Below are 17,553 nucleotides of genomic sequence, written 5' to 3' on the forward strand. Positions count from 1 at the left end.
CCCAAATAATAGCTGCTTGGCGTACTGCAAATATTCCACGCTCTATGTGGTATCACTTTATAGTCTCCAGATATACCAGCAGTACATTTATATCAGCAGGGTTAACACCGCTGATACGGCTTGCCTGTCCCACGGAGAGCGGACGTATCTTTGCCAGCTTCTCAGCCGCTTCAAGACGCAGTGAGCCTACCTTTGAATAGTCGATATTTTCGGGTATCTTCTTGTTCTCCAGCTTTCGCATAGCCGCAACCTGTTCCAGCTGTATCTTGATATAGCCCTCGTACTTTATAGTGAGCTCCACCTGCTCGCAAACATCATCGGGCAGTTCGGGGCGCTCGGGGTCGATGAATGCAAGACCCTTGTATGTCAACTGAGGGCGGCGTATCAGCTGTGTCAGCTTTATGCCGTTGTTTATGGGGTCTGTACCCTGTGATACAAGATACTCGTTCAGTTCCTCCGAGGGTGCTATGTTTATGGCAGATACACGCTTTACCTCAGCCTCTATCTGCTCTTTCTTCTTTGTGAATGCGGCATATCTCTCGTCGCTTATAAGCCCTACCCTGTGACCTGTTTCGGTAAGTCTGAGGTCGGCATTGTCCTGCCTCAGCAGAAGTCTGTATTCGCTTCGGCTGGTAAGCATACGGTAAGGGTCGGATACTCCCTTTGTGCAGAGGTCGTCCACCAGTGTGCCGATGTAGCTGCTTGCGCGGTCGAGAACCATAGGTTCTTCGCCTTTCAGTTTCAGTGCGGCGTTTATGCCCGCCACAAGACCCTGCGCGGCGGCTTCCTCGTAGCCAGAGGTGCCGTTGAACTGTCCTGCTCCGTAAATGCCGTGGAATTCTTTGAATTCAAGGGTGGGCAGAAGGTCGTTGGGGTCACAGCAATCGTATTCGATAGCATAGGCATTACGCATTATCTCAACATTTTCAAGACCCTTTATCGTCCGCAGGAATTTCAGCTGAACATCAACAGGCAGAGATGAACTCATGCCCTGGAGATAGTATTCTTCTGTATCAAGACCCATAGGCTCGATAAAAAGCTGATGTCTTGGCTTATCGGAGAAACGCATTATCTTGTCCTCAATGGACGGACAGTACCTTGGACCTATGGCGTGTATACGTCCCGAATATATGGGCGAAAGATGTATGTTGTCCATGATGACCTTGTGGGTTTCTGCGTTGGTGTATGCCACATAGCAGTCCACTTTGTTTTCGGGCGGAACTTCATTGGTAAATGAAAATGGCTGTATATCCTCATCACCATGCTGAACTTCCAGCTTGTCAAAATCTATGGAACGCTTGTGAACTCTTGCAGGAGTACCTGTCTTGAAGCGGCGCAAAGTCATACCTGCCTCTTTCAGACTGTCGGAAAGTCTGCGTGCAGGCAGTACCGAATCGGGGCCGCTTGCGTAGGTGGTGGTACCTACGTGTATCTCACCGTTGAGGTAAGTTCCGCTGGCGATTATAACCGCCCTGCAGCCGTATTCAACACCGAGATGTGTACGCACACCGCGGACAGTCTTGCCGTCATCTTCAAACAGCACGTCGGTTATCTCAGCCTGTTTCAGGTACAGACCCTCGGTATCCTCTATGGTCTTTTTCATAAGGTTGTGATATGCCATACGGTCTATCTGCGCACGCAGACTGTGTACCGCAGGACCTTTTCCGCGGTTCAGCATCCTGCTTTGTATGAGGGTCTTATCCGCTGCCCTGCCCATCTCGCCGCCGAGTGCGTCTATCTCGCGTACAAGATGACCCTTGGCGGTACCGCCTATCGACGGGTTACACGGCATATTCGCCACTGCATCCAGGGTTATGGTGAACAGTGCTGTTTTAAGACCAAGCCTTGCCCCTGCCAGCGCAGCCTCACAGCCCGCATGACCTGCGCCTATAACGATTATATCAAAATTTTCCATACGGTCTGCTCCTAACGATAATATATCAAACTCTCTTATCCCAAAAAACGCCGCACCACTTACAGGCGCGGCAGTTATTTCATATACTTGAAGTCATAAAGATATACAGAACGTCTTTATCACAAATTCCCCGCCCTTGCGGACGGGGGATCTGTACTGTAATGTTTTATATCTCTTACTTTGTGGGCACCAGCTTGTCCTTGCCGCCCATGTACATTCTGAGAGGTTCGGGGATAGATACTGTGCCGTCGCCGTTGAGGTTGTTCTCGAGGAATGCGATGAGCATTCTGGGAGGTGCTACAACGGTGTTGTTAAGGGTGTGTGCAAAGTACTTGCTGCCGTCTTCACCCTTAACTCTTATCTGGAGTCTTCTTGCCTGAGCATCGCCAAGATTCGAGCAGGAACCTACCTCGAAGTACTTCTTCTGTCTGGGGCTCCATGCCTCAACGTCGCAGCTCTTTACCTTCAGGTCAGCCAGGTCGCCCGAACAGCACTCAAGAGTACGTACAGGGATATCCAGCGAACGGAAGAAATCAACAGAGTTCTGCCACAGCTTGTCATACCATGTCTTGCTGTCTTCAGGCTTGCAGACTACGATCATTTCCTGCTTCTCGAACTGGTGTATACGGTATACACCTCTCTCCTCGATGCCGTGTGCGCCTACTTCTTTACGGAAACAAGGAGAATAGCTGGTCAGTGTCTGGGGCAGCTTAGCTTCCGGCAGAGTTGTCTTGATGAACTTGCCTATCATGGAGTGCTCGGAAGTACCTATAAGATACAGATCCTCGCCCTCGATCTTATACATCATGTTCTCCATCTCAGCGAAGCTCATAACACCTGTAACAACGCTGGATCTTATCATGAAAGGAGGTACATAGTAGGTAAATCCCCTGTCGATCATGAAATCTCTAGCATATGAGAGTATAGCAGAGTGAAGTCTTGCGATATCGCCCTTGAGATAATAGAAACCGTTACCCGAAGTCTCACGCGCAGCATCGAGGTCGATACCGTCGAAAGTCTCCATGATATCAACATGGTAGGGTACTTCAAAGTCGGGAACAACGGGTTCACCGAACTTTTCGATCTCAACATTCTCGCTGTCGTCCTTGCCTATAGGCACGCTGTCGTCGATGATGTTGGGGATGACCAGCATTCTCTCACGGATCTTAGCTTCCAGCTCTTCTTCCTTTACTTCAAGGTCAGCCAGTTCCTTAGCCATAGCGTTGACCTCAGCTTTTACAGCCTCAGCCTCCTCCTTCTGACCCTTGCCCATCAGAGCGCCTATCTGCTTGGATTTTACGTTTCTCTGATTTCTCAGTTCATCAGCCTTTGTACGTGCTGCTCTGTATTCTTTATCAAATTCTGCTACCTCGTCTACCAGTACCAGTTTTTCATCCTGGAATTTCTTCTTGATATTCTCCTTTACGAGTTCGGGGTTAGTTCTTATCAGCTTGATATCTATCATAATTATTACTCCTAATCCTGGGCTTTCACCCGAAATTTATCAACTTATAGTGTAACATTTATTGCAGCTTTTGTCAAGACCCGAAAATGCCTTTTGCAGGCTGTGGTGATGCCTGTATAAGAAAAAACGATATCCATGAAAACAGTTTTCGTATTTACGAAAAAGATGAGTTTTCTGATATATTGTTTCTCCAAAAAACTGATAGCACCAGATGAACTATTTGTGTAAAACGCCTAAATTTATCTTAAATAAGAAAAACTTGGTAAAAGCCCTTGAAACTTTGGTCAAAAATGTTGTATAATACAGTGGAGTAGACTTCTGCTTTATATATTTATTGTATGCAGAGTCGGAAAGGAGCAGGCGATGGAACGGGACGACGAACTTGAGATCCATGATGGCATGGAGAACGAAAATGAAGCCGCTGACGCTGCTGAGCTTGTTGAGCATGATGAGGCTTACGAAACTGAAGATGAAGAATATACTGATCCTGTAGCTGATACAGATGATGAAGTACCTTTGCCGGACGATGAAGGCGAAACGGGCAGCATAACAGTTGCTAAGCGTAAACGCGCTCTGTTCAGACCCGTACTTTTCGTTATCATCGTTTGTTTCTGTGTTATCGCGGCAGTTGATATGATGTCACAGCGTAATGAGATCGAGCAGCTGCGGCAGGAAACTGTCATGATGACAAGCAAGATAGAGGAAACAAAGCAGAAGAACGATGAGTATACTGCTTTGCTTGAAGCGGACGAGGACGAGTTCATGGAGAGAGTGGCTGTTGAGCAGCTTGGGTATTCATATCCCAATGAAAGACGCTACTATATAGTGAATAAGTCAGGAGAATAGTAAACAGCGGTCCATGACCGAAATAAATATAAAGGTAAGGAAGTAAAATCCAGATGCAGCTTGAAGTAGGAAAGATCTATGAAGGAAAAGTAACAGGTATCACAAAGTTCGGTGCTTTTGTGGAGCTTGATAAGGATACCACGGGAATGGTACATATCTCTGAGGTGGCTAACACCTTCGTGAGCGAGATAAAGGATCATTTGCAGGAGGGACAGACCGTAAAGGTAAAGGTACTCAGTATGGGTGAGGACGGCAAGATCTCGCTTTCAATAAAGAAGGCGCAGCCCGCTCCCCCGAAGAAAATGGGTGATAAGGGCGGCAGACCTATGGGCGGAAATAACAGCCGCGGCGGTCAGGGCAGACCTCAGGGCGGTTTCAGACCCCGCCGCGATGACAGACCTCCCCAGGACTTCAGCAAGAACCCTCCTCCGATATACGATCCCAACCAGAGATCGGGAAATGCGGACTTTGAGGATATGCTGAGCAAGTTCAAGGCTTCCAGCGATGAGAAATTCTCCGATCTCAAAAAGATAACCGATAATAAAAGACGCTCACCTTCACGCAGAAAGTGAGTGCGGAGCAGACTATGGATAAATTTAAGAAAACTTTTGCATTTGTGTTTTTCGTGCTTTCAGGTATCATACTGGGTGTTTTTCTTGCTAGTATATGCGAAGGTCAGCCTTATTTCGACTGGCTGGCATGGGGCAGGGATCTTGGTATAGAGGGCGTATCGGTTGATCTGCACGTTATCAGATTCAACTTCGGATTTATGATACACGCAACTATATCGCAGATAATCACCATTACCCTTTCACTGGTACTGTTCGTGCGTATCGGCAAGAATATATGAAAAAGATCGTTAAGGCTCTGTCAGTGGGGCTGGCAGCAGCGCTCATGCTTGGAGGCTGCGGCAAGGCTGAGGACAAAGCAGGCGGTCTGCTTATAAAGCAGGCACGGGAGGAGTATACTTCTCTTGACAGCGCCAGGGTGGTCATGACGGATATGGCTACGGGTGAGGAGGAACAGTCCTTCACCTTCAAGTATGACGAAAAGGATACACTGGTTTTTTCATACTACGGCAAGAGCGATAACAGCGAGTATGCACAGTTCAATAACGGGCTGGAATGCTTCACCTATGAAAACGGTGAGGTCAAGCACTCGGTAAAAGGCGATAATGATTTCGTCAGGTATACAAGAAAGATGCCGCATCCGCAGGCTGATAAAGGTCTGCTGATATACGATCCTCAGTATATAACCTCTGCCAAAGAGGAAACTGTTGACGGCGGCATAAAAGTTACACACGTGTATGATGCGCAGAAGATCGGCGCTGAGGTGGAAAATGGTGAAGTCACAGGGTTCACGGCGGAATATTTTTTTGATGATGACGGCGGACTTGAATATTTTACCGAAACTACCACATCCGAATGTGAGGGCAAAGAAGAAATATACGCGTACAAGGTGGATATCACCGAAAAGAACAGTGTCGATAAAGTTGAGAACACTGTAAAACAATTTATGGATGATAAGACGGGCGGATAAAACTCCGCCTGTTTTTATAGGGAGATAATATGATACAGAATTACACGGAAGTGATACACGATATAAAGTTCAGATTTGCAACAGAGATGGCGCTGAGACCATTTGTTGAACCTCTGCTGGAGGCGATAGAGAATATACCTGCTGACAGGATAAAGGACGGATTCAGGATAAGGGCAGGTTTTTCTACGTTTCTGCTGAGTGAACATAACGGAGGATATGATATAGCTGCACCTGATTTCACGGATGACCCGCTTACTGCCCTCAACACCGATCTTACAACAGCACTCAGTATACAGTATCGTCAGATATTTCTGCTGAAAAAACTTGGGATCATGGGGGAAGCAGTGCATTTCTACGATAAAATGGCTGTGGCAAAAGGCGCACTTGAAAAGGATAACCTTGTTATGAAAAGGTTCAGGGAGATGGGTTCCTCAGGCTGGCAGCTGAACAGTTTCTCATACGGCAGCAGCGGCAAGGCAGAGATAGATGATGCTGCTTTATTTGAGCCTGTGTTTGTGTATGAGCTTATGGAGAAAAGACCGTCGCTGTTGGACTTTATGTGTCTGCCCTACGGTTACACAGCTGTGTTCCGCGGTGAGGTACTTGCTGAACTGTTTGACGATGAAGGCGAAAGCGTTATATACAATTCATAAGTACTAACGCCGGCCGGGCGAATATCGCGGCAGCAAACTTCCGCTCCTGTCAAATAGGCGCGGCACAACATTCCGAGCGTGGACAAAACAACTGTCCACGCTCTTTTTATGTGCGGAGCTATTGCCGCACCCGATGTCAGGGGTGAAAGGTCAGATGCAGTACGTCAGCTCAAAATGTTCCACGTGGAACATTTGTTCTGCAATATGGAAAGCAAAAAGCTGCCGCAAACGCAGCAGCTTTTCTCTTGATCACAAGATATTATATCAAACAGAAGAATGGCTCTTAACGTAGTCTACAACGTCATCAACAGTTGTGAATGCCATGCTTACGCAGGTATCTGCACAGCCGTAGTAAATAGCGATCCTGCCTGTGTCAGCATCAACGAGGGTAGCACAGGGGAATGTAACGTTCTGAACGTCACCAACGCACTCGTAGATCTTCTGGGGGCTCAGCAGATACTCAGCACATCTGTACTTAACCTTCCAGGGCTCGTCCTTGTCAAGTATGCAAGCCGAGAAGCTGTAAACAAAGCCGTTGCAGCTCTCCAGTACGCCGTGGTAGAAGCACAGCCAGCCTTCGCTTGTCTCTATCGGGATAGGACCTGCGCCGATCTTCTTGGACTCCCAAGCCCTCAGGGGTCCCATAACGTGTCTGTGCTCGCCCCAGTACTTCATATCAGGTGACTGGGATATAAACATATCACCGAAAGGAGTGTGACCGCTGTCGGAAGGTCTTGAGAACATAACATACTTTCCGTTGATCTTTCTGGGGAACAGTACACCGTTTCTGTTGAAAGGCAGGAAAGCGTTCTCGCACTGATAGAAGGTCTTGAAATCAAAGGTGTAAGCCACACCGATAGTAGGCTTCCAGCCGTAAGCGTTGCACCAGGTCACCCAGAATCTGTCCTCGATGAAGCATACTCTGGGGTCATAGCCGTAGCCCCACTGGTTAACTTCCTCGGTAGACTTTTCAGCCTGCTCGAATACTATCCTGTCAGGGTTGATATCCCAGTGGATACCATCCTTGGAGAAGCCTGCATGGAGCTCCATGTTTCTGCACTTGTCATCAACACGGAATACGCCTGCGAACTTTCCTTTCTCGCTCTCATAAGGAACAACTGCGCTGTTGAATATAGAGTTTGAGGTAGGCAGCTGATCTCTGGGGATTATGGGGTTAGCATCGTATCTCCATATAACGTCCTTGCAATCTGCGGGCTTGTCCTGCCAGGGAATATTGGGAAGTGATACACCATTGATTATCTGTGTCTTCATAGTAATTTCCACCTTTCAATTTAGATTTTATTATACTTACACCAAATCAGCTTTTGGTCATTCGGTAGTTGACTCAGCTGTCTTAAATTATTATACACAATTATTGCGAATTTTGCAACCCCCCACACTCATTAAGAAAACGATTAACCCATGATGAAAACGTATTCTTGTGAAAAGTTAACACAATATTTACAATTATGAACACATGATTATGGAAGTAATCGTTATCATAAACTGAGTCAGATGCGCTGATACGTTGCGGCACTGTTGCTGATCGGTCCAGTCGGTGCAGATCAATGTCCCGATTTTTGTGTTTTTATTAACGCTTAACAAAAAGCGCCCACGGAAGCATCCGTGAGCGCATATACATAAAAGTAAAAATATTTGCCAAAAATTGTGGATCAATAAGCCTTGCCCCAGAGTACCATTTTCTTTGCAGGCTTGCCGCAGCATACACATACGTCGCTGAAATTGTCCTGCTCGAAGGGGATACATCTTGAACCAACGCCTGTCAGTTCCTTGACCTTATCCTCGCACTCTTCTTCGCCGCACCACATAGCCTTTACAAAGCCGTCGCCGTTCTCTTCAAGAGCCTTGATGATCTCATCGGTGTTCTTGCAAGCGTAGGTACGTCTTTCGCGGTTCTCGAGAGCCTTCTGGAATATGCCCTCGCGTACTGCTTCGAGCTTGGCGTTTACTGTTTCAACCAGTTCGGTGAGAGGTGTGAAGGTCTTTTCTCTGTCGTGTCTTGTAACTATTACGCACTGACCGTTCTCGATATCCTTGGGTCCCAGTTCGATACGAACGGGCACACCCTTCATCTCGTACTCAGCAAACTTCCATCCGGGAGACTGATCGCTGTCATCCAGCTTAACGCGGATACCTGCTGCCTTCAGCTGCTCGTATACTTCGTTTGCCTTTTCAAGCACGCCTTCTTTGAACTGCTGTACAGGAACGATAACTGCCTGTATAGGTGCTACTGCGGGAGGCAGTACAAGACCGTTGTCATCGCCGTGAGTCATTATGATAGCGCCGATAAGACGTGTAGTAACGCCCCATGATGTCTGGTGGGGGAATGCCAGCTTGTTATCTCTGCCTGTGAACTGGATGCCGAAAGCCTTTGCAAAGCCGTCACCGAAATAGTGGGAAGTACCTGCCTGAAGTGCCTTACCATCGTGCATAAGTGCCTCGATAGCGTAGGTAGCTTCAGCACCTGCGAACTTATCACTGTCGGTCTTTCTGCCCTTAACTACAGGCATAGCCAGATCTTTCTCGCAGAAGTCAGCATAGCAGTTCAGCATACGCTCTGTCTCTTCGATAGCTTCCTCGGGAGTTTCGTGGATAGTATGACCCTCCTGCCACAGGAATTCTCTGGAACGGAGGAAAGGACGGGTGGTCTTTTCCCATCTTACAACGCTTACCCACTGGTTATACAGCTTGGGCAGGTCGCGGTAGCTGTGTACGATATTAGCGTAATGCTCGCAGAACAGAGTCTCGGAAGTAGGTCTTACGCAGAGTCTGTCTTCAAGCTTTTCGCTTCCGCCGTGAGTTACCCATGCAACTTCGGGAGCAAAGCCCTCAACGTGATCCTTTTCCTTCTGGAGAAGGCTCTCGGGGATAAACATAGGCATACAAACATTCTCGTGACCCAGTGCCTTGAAACGGCTATCGAGTATCTTCTGTATATTCTCCCAGATAGCGTAGCCATAGGGTCTTATTACCATGCAGCCCTTTACGCTTGTATACGCGATGAGTTCTGCCTTAGTGCAGATATCGGTATACCATTTTGCGAAATCCTCATCCATTGAGGTTATCGCATCGACCATTTTCTTATTCTTTGCCATATTTTTTTCAACTCCTAATTATATGTACGGCGATATCATTACGCCACTGTTTACTTATTTTATTTCTGCGCGTCGAGGATAAAATCGTTGATAAATGAAAAGTCGCTTTCATAATAGGAGAAAGATCCTAAAATGCCGGACGGCACTTTTTCATTTATCTTCATCTGTGCTGACCTCTTGCGGCGGCTCCGCTTTCTTCTTTTTCTTACCGAAGTTCAGCGCGTAGATATCCTGATTATATATCTTGTAATTCGGGTCGAAATCCTCTTCCTTTGAAGCTTCAAAGGCGCTGTGAACTTCGTAGTTTTCCTGGGGAGAATGTCCCGTGGCAGTATTCTCCACCCTTTCGGGCGCGGCAAGACCCTTGCGTTCGATCTTGTCTGCAAGCTGAGGATTTTTATTCTGTATCCATTTCGCCATTCTCGGCGTTACCAGACAAGCCAGCACTATCAGCACCATTATGATGCCGCATTTTAATGCCAGTGAACCCAGCAGATTCAGTAATTCGTGATTCATTTGCATTCCTCTGTTTCATCGGGGTAATCCCAGAACTTTCCTTTATGGAAGTTCAGGTTGCCCAAAGGCTTTGCGGTCAGTCTGAACATGACACAGCCGTCAGGACAGACTATTGTTTTTGTATACTTGCTGTCACCGCCGAGGTTTTCAAGGTCGCCGCCGCTGCGGACAGCTTCCATAAGCGGGTACAGCATCATCATAGTTTTGGAACATATACCCTGACCGTCCTTGTTTACGGGACAGCCGTAGGTACAGGTGTATATATCGCCGGGCTCTTCGCCGTTGCGGCAGTATCTTTCGGTCTTGTCACCATGAAGAAATCCCACAACTTCAACAGTGAACTCGTATTCTTCGTTATACCATTTTTTCATGGTGTACCTCCGTCAGAATTTGCATTTGTCGGCGCATTTTTGATATATCACCGTCAAAGCGAGTCCTCCTAGAACCTGAAATACAAAAACGGATTGAAGGAGTTGCCTGCCAGGTACGCTACCGATACTATGAACAGCAGGGTACATTCTGCGGGGACTATCACCGTTTCGTAGAGGGCGAGCTTGCGCTTTGCAAGGAAATCGCCTGTTTTCTTGATAATTGGTGTTGAGCATACTATTGCCAGTATGAACAGCAGAGCATTCTGCGAAAGGCGGAAGGATGTCATGTGGTTCCAGAAGGGAAGTCCGCCGAAGCCGAACATATTTTTAAGGTTCTGCAAAAGTGCCGTGGTATCCTCGTATGCGAATATGCCCCAGCCAATTACTATCAGCAGAAGTGCATAAATGTGCCGCACTATCTTTGGCGATTTTTTCAGCAGCTTCAGCAGGAAGTTTTTCTCCAGCAGGAGTATCACGCCGAAGTATACGCCCCACATCATGAAATTCCAGTTAGCACCGTGCCAGAAGCCTGTCAGGAACCATACAACCATGATGTTCACGCACTGTCTTGCCTTGCCCTTGCGGTTGCCGCCCAGGGGGATATAGACATAATCCCTGAACCAGCTTGACAGTGAGATGTGCCACCTGCGCCAGAATTCGGTGATGGAATCTGAGATGTATGGGTAATTGAAGTTCTCAAGGAAATCAAACCCGAACATCTTGCCGAGACCTATCGCCATATCGGAGTAGCCCGAGAAATCGAAGTATATCTGGAATGTATAAGCGATTATGCCTATCCAGCTTGCAGCCACGCTCAGTTCATTCTGCGGAGAATGGGATATAGTATCAAAAAGCTCGCCCACTGCGTTGGCGATAATTACCTTCTTTCCAAGACCCACACAGAAACGCTTTACGCCCTGTGCGAACTTCGCCTCGTCCTCCTGCCTGTTGACAAGCTGTTCGGCTACATCCACATACCTGACTATAGGTCCTGCGATAAGCTGAGGGAATAGCGCTACATAAGTCCCAAGGTGGAGTATATTCTTCTGGCACTTCACGTTGCCTTTGTATACGTCTATGACGTATGAAAGGGTCTGGAAGCTGTAAAAGCTTATACCTATTGGCAGTGCCAGTCCTGTGGGCTTTATTTGCGTGCCTGCGGCTGAGTTTATAGTATTTATAAAGAAATCAGTATACTTGAAAAACAGCAGCAGTCCGAGATTCCATACCACCGCTGTCATCATGGAGATAAAGGGGACTTTGCTGCCCTTTTTACTTTCAGGCAGACGGCTCTTATCCGCAAATATTCCCGTGAAGTATGCCACTCCTATCGACAGACACATAAGCAATATGTATATCGGTTCGCCCCATGCGTAGAACACAAGGCTGAACAGGAACAGCACTGCATTCTGGGCTGTCCTCGCGCGCTTTTTCAGGAAAAGCGGCATGAGGAAGTACATCAGCAGTACTGCCGGAAGAAAGCCGAAAAGAAAGGTCGTACTTGAAAAAAGCATTAACCGATTATCTCCTTAGCCTTTGCGCTGTCGCCTGATACGCAGTAGTATACATAATTGTCCTTGACTATCAGTACAGTATTTTCCAGCTTGGGAGCCTGTTCGGGCTTATAATCGGTGAAAACGCTCTTCTGATTTGTTACTCTTGTGGAAAGGCTTGCCTTGATAGTCTCAGCCATTCCGTCATTTGCTTCAAAGCAGGCGATCTCCTCGGGGGTAGCGCCTGTTGAGCTTACATACACCTTAGCTGTCTTGTAAGCTGAGGGTGCAATACCCAGTATATTCTCTATCTTGCCGCTGTCGAATTCAACAAGGCTGTCATCGTAAGCGATATCGCTCTTGAGCTTGTCTGCAACTGCTGTTACATCAACGCTCTCTGTTGCTGTCTGAGCCTTGTCGCTGCCCTTGTCGCTGCCGCCTTTGTCGCCGCATGAAGCGAATGCGCAGGTAACTGTCATAGCTGCAAGAATGATACATACTGTCTTTTTGATATTCATTTTAACTCACCTTATCCTTTTACTTTTTACTTATATCCATACCATCAGGTATTGTCTATTATGAAATTCTGCCAGTACAGGCAATAGTCGGCGGTCATGTGTATGCCGTCGGGAGAAGCTTCCTCGGGAAGATATCCGTTTTCGTCTGCAACAGCTTCCGAGCAGTCAAGATAGTGCAGACCCAGTTCACCTGCTACCTTCTTTATCGAAGCTGTGAATGTGCGGGCATTCTCATTGTTGACAGCATCGCCGTCAGTATCCTGGGATTCTGCCAGGGGAAGTATGCCTATGAGGTATATCTCCGCATTGGGCTGATAGCTCTGTATGGTCTTTACCATCTCGGTATAGTGTTCCTCAAAGGTATCAACATAAGGCCAGCCCATCTCGTTGGTGCCGAAGCTTATGAACACTCTGCCGTACTGACGGGAGCTTAACGCTTGCTGGAGAGTACCCACTGAACCGTCGCCCTGTGCTATCTCGGTAGATGTCAGTACGGTATCGATATTCAGACCGACTGCACACAGGAATGTTGCCTGCGGCTTATCGGTGCTGTTCATCATTCCGACTGTACGGCTGTCACCGATAAACACTGCATCACTGAGGTCATCAGCGGTATCCTTAGGTGTGGTGTACGGGTGTGTACCATCATCGGGATCCTCGGGCTGGGGCGCTATGGAGCTTGTGTCCTCAGCTGCTGAACTTTCCTGTTTCCTCTCGGTCAACTCTATGGTTATCCCTGCCACAGAACTTGTATCTTCTGTTTTGGTATCGGCGGTCTTATCCGCCTTAGCGTCAACAGCAGGCTTGTGTGCTTCTTTTACAGCTGCAAAAACAGACCAGCATACTGTGAACAGCATACACATAAGGCAAAGTGCCGTCACCATATTCTGCTGTGCTTTGACACGTCTTTTTCTGATAACTGAATTACTTTCCATATTTCCTTTCCTCTGAACATAACTAGATAAGTCTATCATACCATATTTCCGAGATATTTGCAAGTATATTATTGAAATTTAGTATTATTATCCCCCGATTTCTCCGCGCTATACAAAAGGCGGATAGATGACTCTATCCGCCTTGTTTAAAATTATATCCCAAATTCAGTTTCGTTTGCTATATCCTGATCCTGCGGGGGCTGTTAATTATAGAGATCCCCTGTGATAGTCCAGTAAACCTCAAGATCTGTAACATCAAGGTTGTCGATATCTTCCGCTCCGTTAAGGAACAAGGGTACTTTATAGCCTATACAGCTGCCGTATTTCAAATCGGGATCGCCGTTTTCATCGACCCATTCTTCATAGAATTCTGCGGCAAGAAAGCCGTCGGGGTCATCGGCGATATCGTCAAGGAAGGATTCAAAAGGCATATCGGTGGCATAGAACTCGCAGTCAAAAGCATCGACCATTTTCACATTGTCTGTAGCAGAATCCACAAAATAAAGCCTGCCAAGCCAGTCATAGCCGAAAAATGCAAGCTCCTCTTTCAGTGCGGGAAAGACTTCTTTGAATATTTTCTGCCACTTTTTAACGTCCTCTTTCCTGAAAAAAGTGAACAGTCCGTCCAAAAAGCTGTTGCCCGCCGCAATTTCGAGAAATTCTTCTTTGTTTGCACAGGAGGTTGCACCGACCTTCTCGGATGTGCCCAATATCTTTTCAAACATTTTTCGAGTACTCTCCATTGTATTACTTCGATACGATAAACTCAGGTCTTTGCTTTTTGAAAAACGATGTTTCAGTCCAGCATATCATGCAGCTTGATCGCAAGTTTGGATACGGGCAGTCCAACAACGTTGAAGAAATCGCCCTCGATCTTATCCACGAGAAGTGTTCCCTCGCCCTGTATGCCGTAAGCGCCAGCCTTATCCATCGGTTCGCCGGTATTGATATAGTCCTCTATCTCTTCATCAGTGAGATCTTTGAACCAGACCTTTGTAGTTTCGGTAAAGGTTTCGGTACGACCTTTATAGCAGATGGAAACGCCTGTATCCACAGTATGCATACGTCCCGAAAGAAGCCTGAGCATACGCGCCGCATCTTCTTCGTCCTTGGGTTTTCCGAGTATCTCGCCGTCAGCGGTGGTTACTACTGTATCGCAGCCTATAACTACTGCTTTCTGGTATACATCAGCTATGCATTTGCATTTCTGATATGAAAGAAACGCAGGAACGTCCGCAGCGTTCATAGCCTCGGGGACAGCTTCCCCGCAGTCGGCGGGTATCACTCTGAAAGAGGGACATATCAGCTGCATAAGTTCTTTCCTTCTCGGTGATGCCGATGCGAGTATCACATCGTATTCCATCATCAGATTTTTAATAGTCAACCTCAGTACCCTCCATTCTGGTCATAGGACCAGCTGTTATCGTAGTAGCCGCCGTTGTCGTAGCTGCCGTTATCATACCCTGTATCGGGTGTCCACTGTGTATCAGTTGAAGCATCCTGTCCGGACCACTGTGTATCGCTGTAGCCTGTATCTGTCTGCTGTGCGGTATTATCCTGTGCAGCAGGTGCAGTGTAGGTGTTGTCCTCGCTGCTGTTATCCTCGGGTGCTTTTTCGGATGATGAAGCAGGCTCTGAAAGTGCCAGCTTGGCATCAACGTAATAGTGGGTGAGTATCTGGTCATATGTCCAGCCGTTCTCTGCGTAGTAATGTGCGCCCCACTGTGACATACCGACACCATGTCCCCAGCCGCAGGAGGTGAATGTGAATTCTCCGTCCTTATACTTTATGGTTATTGCGTTGGATTTGAGTCCCATCATATTGCAAAGCTGGTTGCCTGTGAGCTTGCAGTTATCTCTGCCGTCGATAGTCACGGTATCTATATATACCACGCTGTACGCTCTGTCGATAGTGAACCACTTGGTCTGATCCTCTGAAAGGGTGATGCCGAAGCGGCTTTCCAGCATGGACTTGACCTGTGATCTTGAATATGTCTTTTCGATGCCCCAGTTAACATCCTGATCATCGAATTCGCTTTCAACGCATTTAAGGTAGGGATAATCCATGCTCCAGATGTCGCCTGCGGTGGTGGTATAGCCTGCGCTCGAAGCGGAGTATACCGCATTGATTATCTCTCCGTCATAGTGCATAGCCTGTCCTTCTACGGATTCGACTATACTCTCAAGCTTTGATGAATAGCCGTATCTGAGACCTATGGTAGGTGTAAGACCATGCTCCTGATTGAATCTCAGGTGGGAGTATGCAGCGACTATCTGCGCCTTTATGGCATCGTCGTCCCATGTATCACCTATCTCATTATTCACCATAAGGCAAAGCAGTTCATGACCGTTCATTACAACGGTAGAACCTGAATTTTCATCATGCACCCTGAAGTACTCGCCTGCTACACTTCTGGTAGCGGTAAGCTTCTGCGGTGCTGCTTTTTCTGGATAATAGATAAGCGTATCCTGCTCGGGGAACGGTACTGTAAAATCATCTGGGTCGGTGATAGCGGCACTGTTGATCTTGAATCCCTTGCACTTTGTTTCGGCAGCTGACATATCATAATCGCATATAGCTGCTTTTTTATACTTAGGAAAACTCATCTTTTCAACAGTTTTCTGCTCGCTCTCCTGTTTATCCTCGCTGTCGGTAGGAGTGATATCCTCGTTCGCGGGGGTTGCGGGCTTGTGGGCTGTCTTTTCTGCTTTCTCTACTATGGCAGATCTGACAGGTTCCTTAGCTTTCACCCTTTTTGCAGGGTTGAAGGCACTGTCGGTCAGCATAAGCAGTCCGCAGCCGCCTGTGACAGCAACACCTGTCACCAGCAGTCTGATATGTGCTGCAAGCTGTCTTCTGATAGACGGTTTACCCGTATTTTCGTTTTTAGTCATGCTCATCACAATATTACCTCAAACGTTTAAGATTCGTATTTTAGGGCTAAAACGCCCACACTTATAGTTTATCAAATAAAGAGAAAAAGTCAAGACAAAGCTATTGTCTGTCCTGACTTTTCGTATGTCTTACCAAATGTTGCACAAAGACTGTCGATAGTGCTTATGCACTTTACCAGTTTTTGAAATACCTCTGACCATCGACTTCAAGACAGAACTGCAAGGTCTCAAACCAAGCTGATGTGGAACCGCCGCAGTATCTGGGAGCGTAGTAGTAGGTAGCACCGTTGGTGTTATCTTCGCCCTGAAGCGCTCTCAGTGCACAATCTCTTGTGTTCTGGGTGGGGACGGCAGTGCCGTAGTAATAGCTGTATATAGCGTCAAACTGTGTGGGAGCTGTGAGCACTGCCGAAATAGAATCTGGGAACTGGCTCGATTTTACCCTGTTGATTATAACGTTTGCAACAGCGATCTTACTTGCTTCTGAACAATTTCCTACCTCGCTCTGGAGAACGTAGCACAGCATCTCGAACTCATCATCTGTATAGCTGATGACGCTTTTCTTTTCGCTGTCCTTATCCTCAAGCTCGATAACGGTCTTTTCTTCTTTCTTTGTTTCCTTGCTGTCCGGTTTTTTGCCGGTGAAGTACTCAGCCATTGCATAGCCCTTTATCTCGCCATGTCTTACCGAATACCACACACCGTCATCGGTGCAGCCGTCAACAACTACTCTTGTGTCGGTGTCGAGTACTTCAAGTGCTTCCGCGCTTTTGCTGGGTTCTGCCCTGAGATTTACGGGCGACTCAACGTAAAGGAATGTCTTTGAAATACTTTTTACCTTGTTCTCCGTTTTCTTACCGGTCTCAGCCTTGACCTTTTTCTTTTCTGTCTTTTTCTCCGTGGCTGAAGTTGTCGTCTCGGTCTTGGAGGTACTTGTCTTTTTCTCTGCTTCTGTTACCTTAGCGGTATCGGGAGCTGAGACCTCCGCGAACTCATACTCGTTGATACTTGCCTTTCTCCATGTGACAGTATCCAGTGCGGTATACGCACCCTCGTCTCTCGCTGTGTCGGTGGTGTTTACATTCGCAGCCTTTGTTTCTCTGCCGGTATCTGCTTCTGCTCCTGCATTTCTGCCAAGCAGTCCGCATACGCTTATTGTGCCCACCGTTAGTACGCACAGAGCGCTGCTTCCAAGCAAAGTGCCGACCTTTCTCACGGACGGCTTCGCGGAATTCCGTTTAGCAGCCCTTGATCTTTTCTGCTTCATTTTTTATCACATTACCTTTCCGGG

The 17,553-nt window shown here is 47.3% G+C and carries 18 protein-coding genes; 5 read left to right on the plus strand and 13 right to left on the minus strand.

What is annotated here, in order from left to right; translation table 11 throughout:
- Nucleotides 1-52: 52 nt before the first annotated feature.
- Both mnmG and serS read right to left on the minus strand, forming a co-directional pair.
- Nucleotides 53-1,915 (minus strand): tRNA uridine-5-carboxymethylaminomethyl(34) synthesis enzyme MnmG, encoded by a 1,863-nt coding sequence (gene mnmG / locus RUMAL_RS00475; protein ID WP_013496848.1) that lies wholly within the window; start codon nucleotides 1,913-1,915, stop codon nucleotides 53-55.
- A gap of 175 nt (nucleotides 1,916-2,090) precedes the next feature.
- Nucleotides 2,091-3,380: a serine--tRNA ligase gene (serS, locus tag RUMAL_RS00480; RefSeq protein ID WP_013496849.1), complete on the minus strand. Its 1,290-nt coding sequence runs from the start codon at nucleotides 3,378-3,380 to the stop codon at nucleotides 2,091-2,093.
- A gap of 363 nt (nucleotides 3,381-3,743) precedes the next feature.
- Between serS and RUMAL_RS00485 the strand changes: the two genes are divergently transcribed.
- The 5 genes from RUMAL_RS00485 to RUMAL_RS00505 are packed head-to-tail and all read left to right on the plus strand — an operon-like array spanning nucleotide 3,744 to nucleotide 6,418.
- On the plus strand, nucleotides 3,744-4,226 hold the full coding sequence (locus RUMAL_RS00485) for an FtsB family cell division protein (RefSeq protein WP_013496850.1): 483 nt from the start codon (nucleotides 3,744-3,746) through the stop codon (nucleotides 4,224-4,226).
- Nucleotides 4,227-4,279: 53 nt separating this feature from the next.
- The gene (locus tag RUMAL_RS00490; RefSeq protein WP_013496851.1) at nucleotides 4,280-4,798 is read left to right on the plus strand and encodes a S1 RNA-binding domain-containing protein; all 519 of its coding nucleotides are present in this window, start codon (nucleotides 4,280-4,282) and stop codon (nucleotides 4,796-4,798) included.
- A 14-nt stretch (nucleotides 4,799-4,812) separates the two neighbouring features.
- Nucleotides 4,813-5,076, plus strand: coding sequence for a DUF4321 domain-containing protein (locus RUMAL_RS00495; RefSeq protein WP_013496852.1), 264 nt, complete (start codon nucleotides 4,813-4,815; stop codon nucleotides 5,074-5,076).
- A complete protein-coding gene (locus RUMAL_RS00500) occupies nucleotides 5,073-5,765 on the plus strand; it encodes a hypothetical protein (RefSeq protein WP_013496853.1) in 693 nt (230 codons plus the stop codon). Before RUMAL_RS00495 ends, RUMAL_RS00500 begins: the two co-directional genes overlap by 4 nt.
- 29 nt (nucleotides 5,766-5,794) lie before the next feature.
- Nucleotides 5,795-6,418 carry an immunity protein Imm33 domain-containing protein gene (locus tag RUMAL_RS00505; RefSeq protein WP_013496854.1) on the plus strand — a complete coding sequence of 208 codons (624 nt, stop codon included), beginning with the start codon at nucleotides 5,795-5,797 and terminating at the stop codon, nucleotides 6,416-6,418.
- Nucleotides 6,419-6,682: 264 nt separating this feature from the next.
- Here the strand turns inward: RUMAL_RS00505 and RUMAL_RS00510 are convergent, their stop codons facing one another.
- From RUMAL_RS00510 to RUMAL_RS00560, 11 genes are all read right to left on the minus strand, one after another.
- Nucleotides 6,683-7,690 (minus strand): glycoside hydrolase family 130 protein, encoded by a 1,008-nt coding sequence (locus tag RUMAL_RS00510; RefSeq protein WP_013496855.1) that lies wholly within the window; start codon nucleotides 7,688-7,690, stop codon nucleotides 6,683-6,685.
- Nucleotides 7,691-8,091: 401 nt separating this feature from the next.
- Nucleotides 8,092-9,534 (minus strand): proline--tRNA ligase, encoded by a 1,443-nt coding sequence (proS, locus tag RUMAL_RS00515; RefSeq protein ID WP_013496856.1) that lies wholly within the window; start codon nucleotides 9,532-9,534, stop codon nucleotides 8,092-8,094.
- A gap of 150 nt (nucleotides 9,535-9,684) precedes the next feature.
- Entirely contained in the window at nucleotides 9,685-10,050 is a 366-nt protein-coding gene (locus RUMAL_RS00520; protein ID WP_013496857.1) for a hypothetical protein, read from the minus strand.
- On the minus strand, nucleotides 10,047-10,421 hold the full coding sequence (locus RUMAL_RS00525) for a TIGR04076 family protein (protein WP_013496858.1): 375 nt from the start codon (nucleotides 10,419-10,421) through the stop codon (nucleotides 10,047-10,049). Before RUMAL_RS00525 ends, RUMAL_RS00520 begins: the two co-directional genes overlap by 4 nt.
- Before the next feature lie 68 nt (nucleotides 10,422-10,489).
- Complete coding sequence (locus RUMAL_RS00530) at nucleotides 10,490-11,935, minus strand: MBOAT family O-acyltransferase (protein ID WP_013496859.1); 1,446 nt, start codon at nucleotides 11,933-11,935, stop codon at nucleotides 10,490-10,492.
- Complete coding sequence (locus RUMAL_RS00535) at nucleotides 11,935-12,432, minus strand: DUF4358 domain-containing protein (protein WP_013496860.1); 498 nt, start codon at nucleotides 12,430-12,432, stop codon at nucleotides 11,935-11,937. Before RUMAL_RS00535 ends, RUMAL_RS00530 begins: the two co-directional genes overlap by 1 nt.
- Before the next feature lie 44 nt (nucleotides 12,433-12,476).
- Nucleotides 12,477-13,367: an SGNH/GDSL hydrolase family protein gene (locus tag RUMAL_RS00540; protein ID WP_013496861.1), complete on the minus strand. Its 891-nt coding sequence runs from the start codon at nucleotides 13,365-13,367 to the stop codon at nucleotides 12,477-12,479.
- A gap of 203 nt (nucleotides 13,368-13,570) precedes the next feature.
- Nucleotides 13,571-14,092 carry a T6SS immunity protein Tdi1 domain-containing protein gene (locus RUMAL_RS20410; RefSeq protein ID WP_013496862.1) on the minus strand — a complete coding sequence of 174 codons (522 nt, stop codon included), beginning with the start codon at nucleotides 14,090-14,092 and terminating at the stop codon, nucleotides 13,571-13,573.
- A 71-nt stretch (nucleotides 14,093-14,163) separates the two neighbouring features.
- Complete coding sequence (locus RUMAL_RS00550; protein ID WP_013496863.1) at nucleotides 14,164-14,751, minus strand: Maf family protein; 588 nt, start codon at nucleotides 14,749-14,751, stop codon at nucleotides 14,164-14,166.
- A 2-nt stretch (nucleotides 14,752-14,753) separates the two neighbouring features.
- A complete protein-coding gene (locus RUMAL_RS00555) occupies nucleotides 14,754-16,268 on the minus strand; it encodes a SpoIID/LytB domain-containing protein (protein WP_013496864.1) in 1,515 nt (504 codons plus the stop codon).
- 166 nt (nucleotides 16,269-16,434) lie between these two features.
- On the minus strand, nucleotides 16,435-17,529 hold the full coding sequence (locus tag RUMAL_RS00560; protein WP_013496865.1) for a cell wall hydrolase: 1,095 nt from the start codon (nucleotides 17,527-17,529) through the stop codon (nucleotides 16,435-16,437).
- Nucleotides 17,530-17,553 lie beyond the last annotated feature (24 nt).

The organism is Ruminococcus albus 7 = DSM 20455, assembly GCF_000179635.2.
Taxonomy (GTDB): Bacteria; Bacillota; Clostridia; order Oscillospirales; family Ruminococcaceae; genus Hominimerdicola; species Hominimerdicola alba.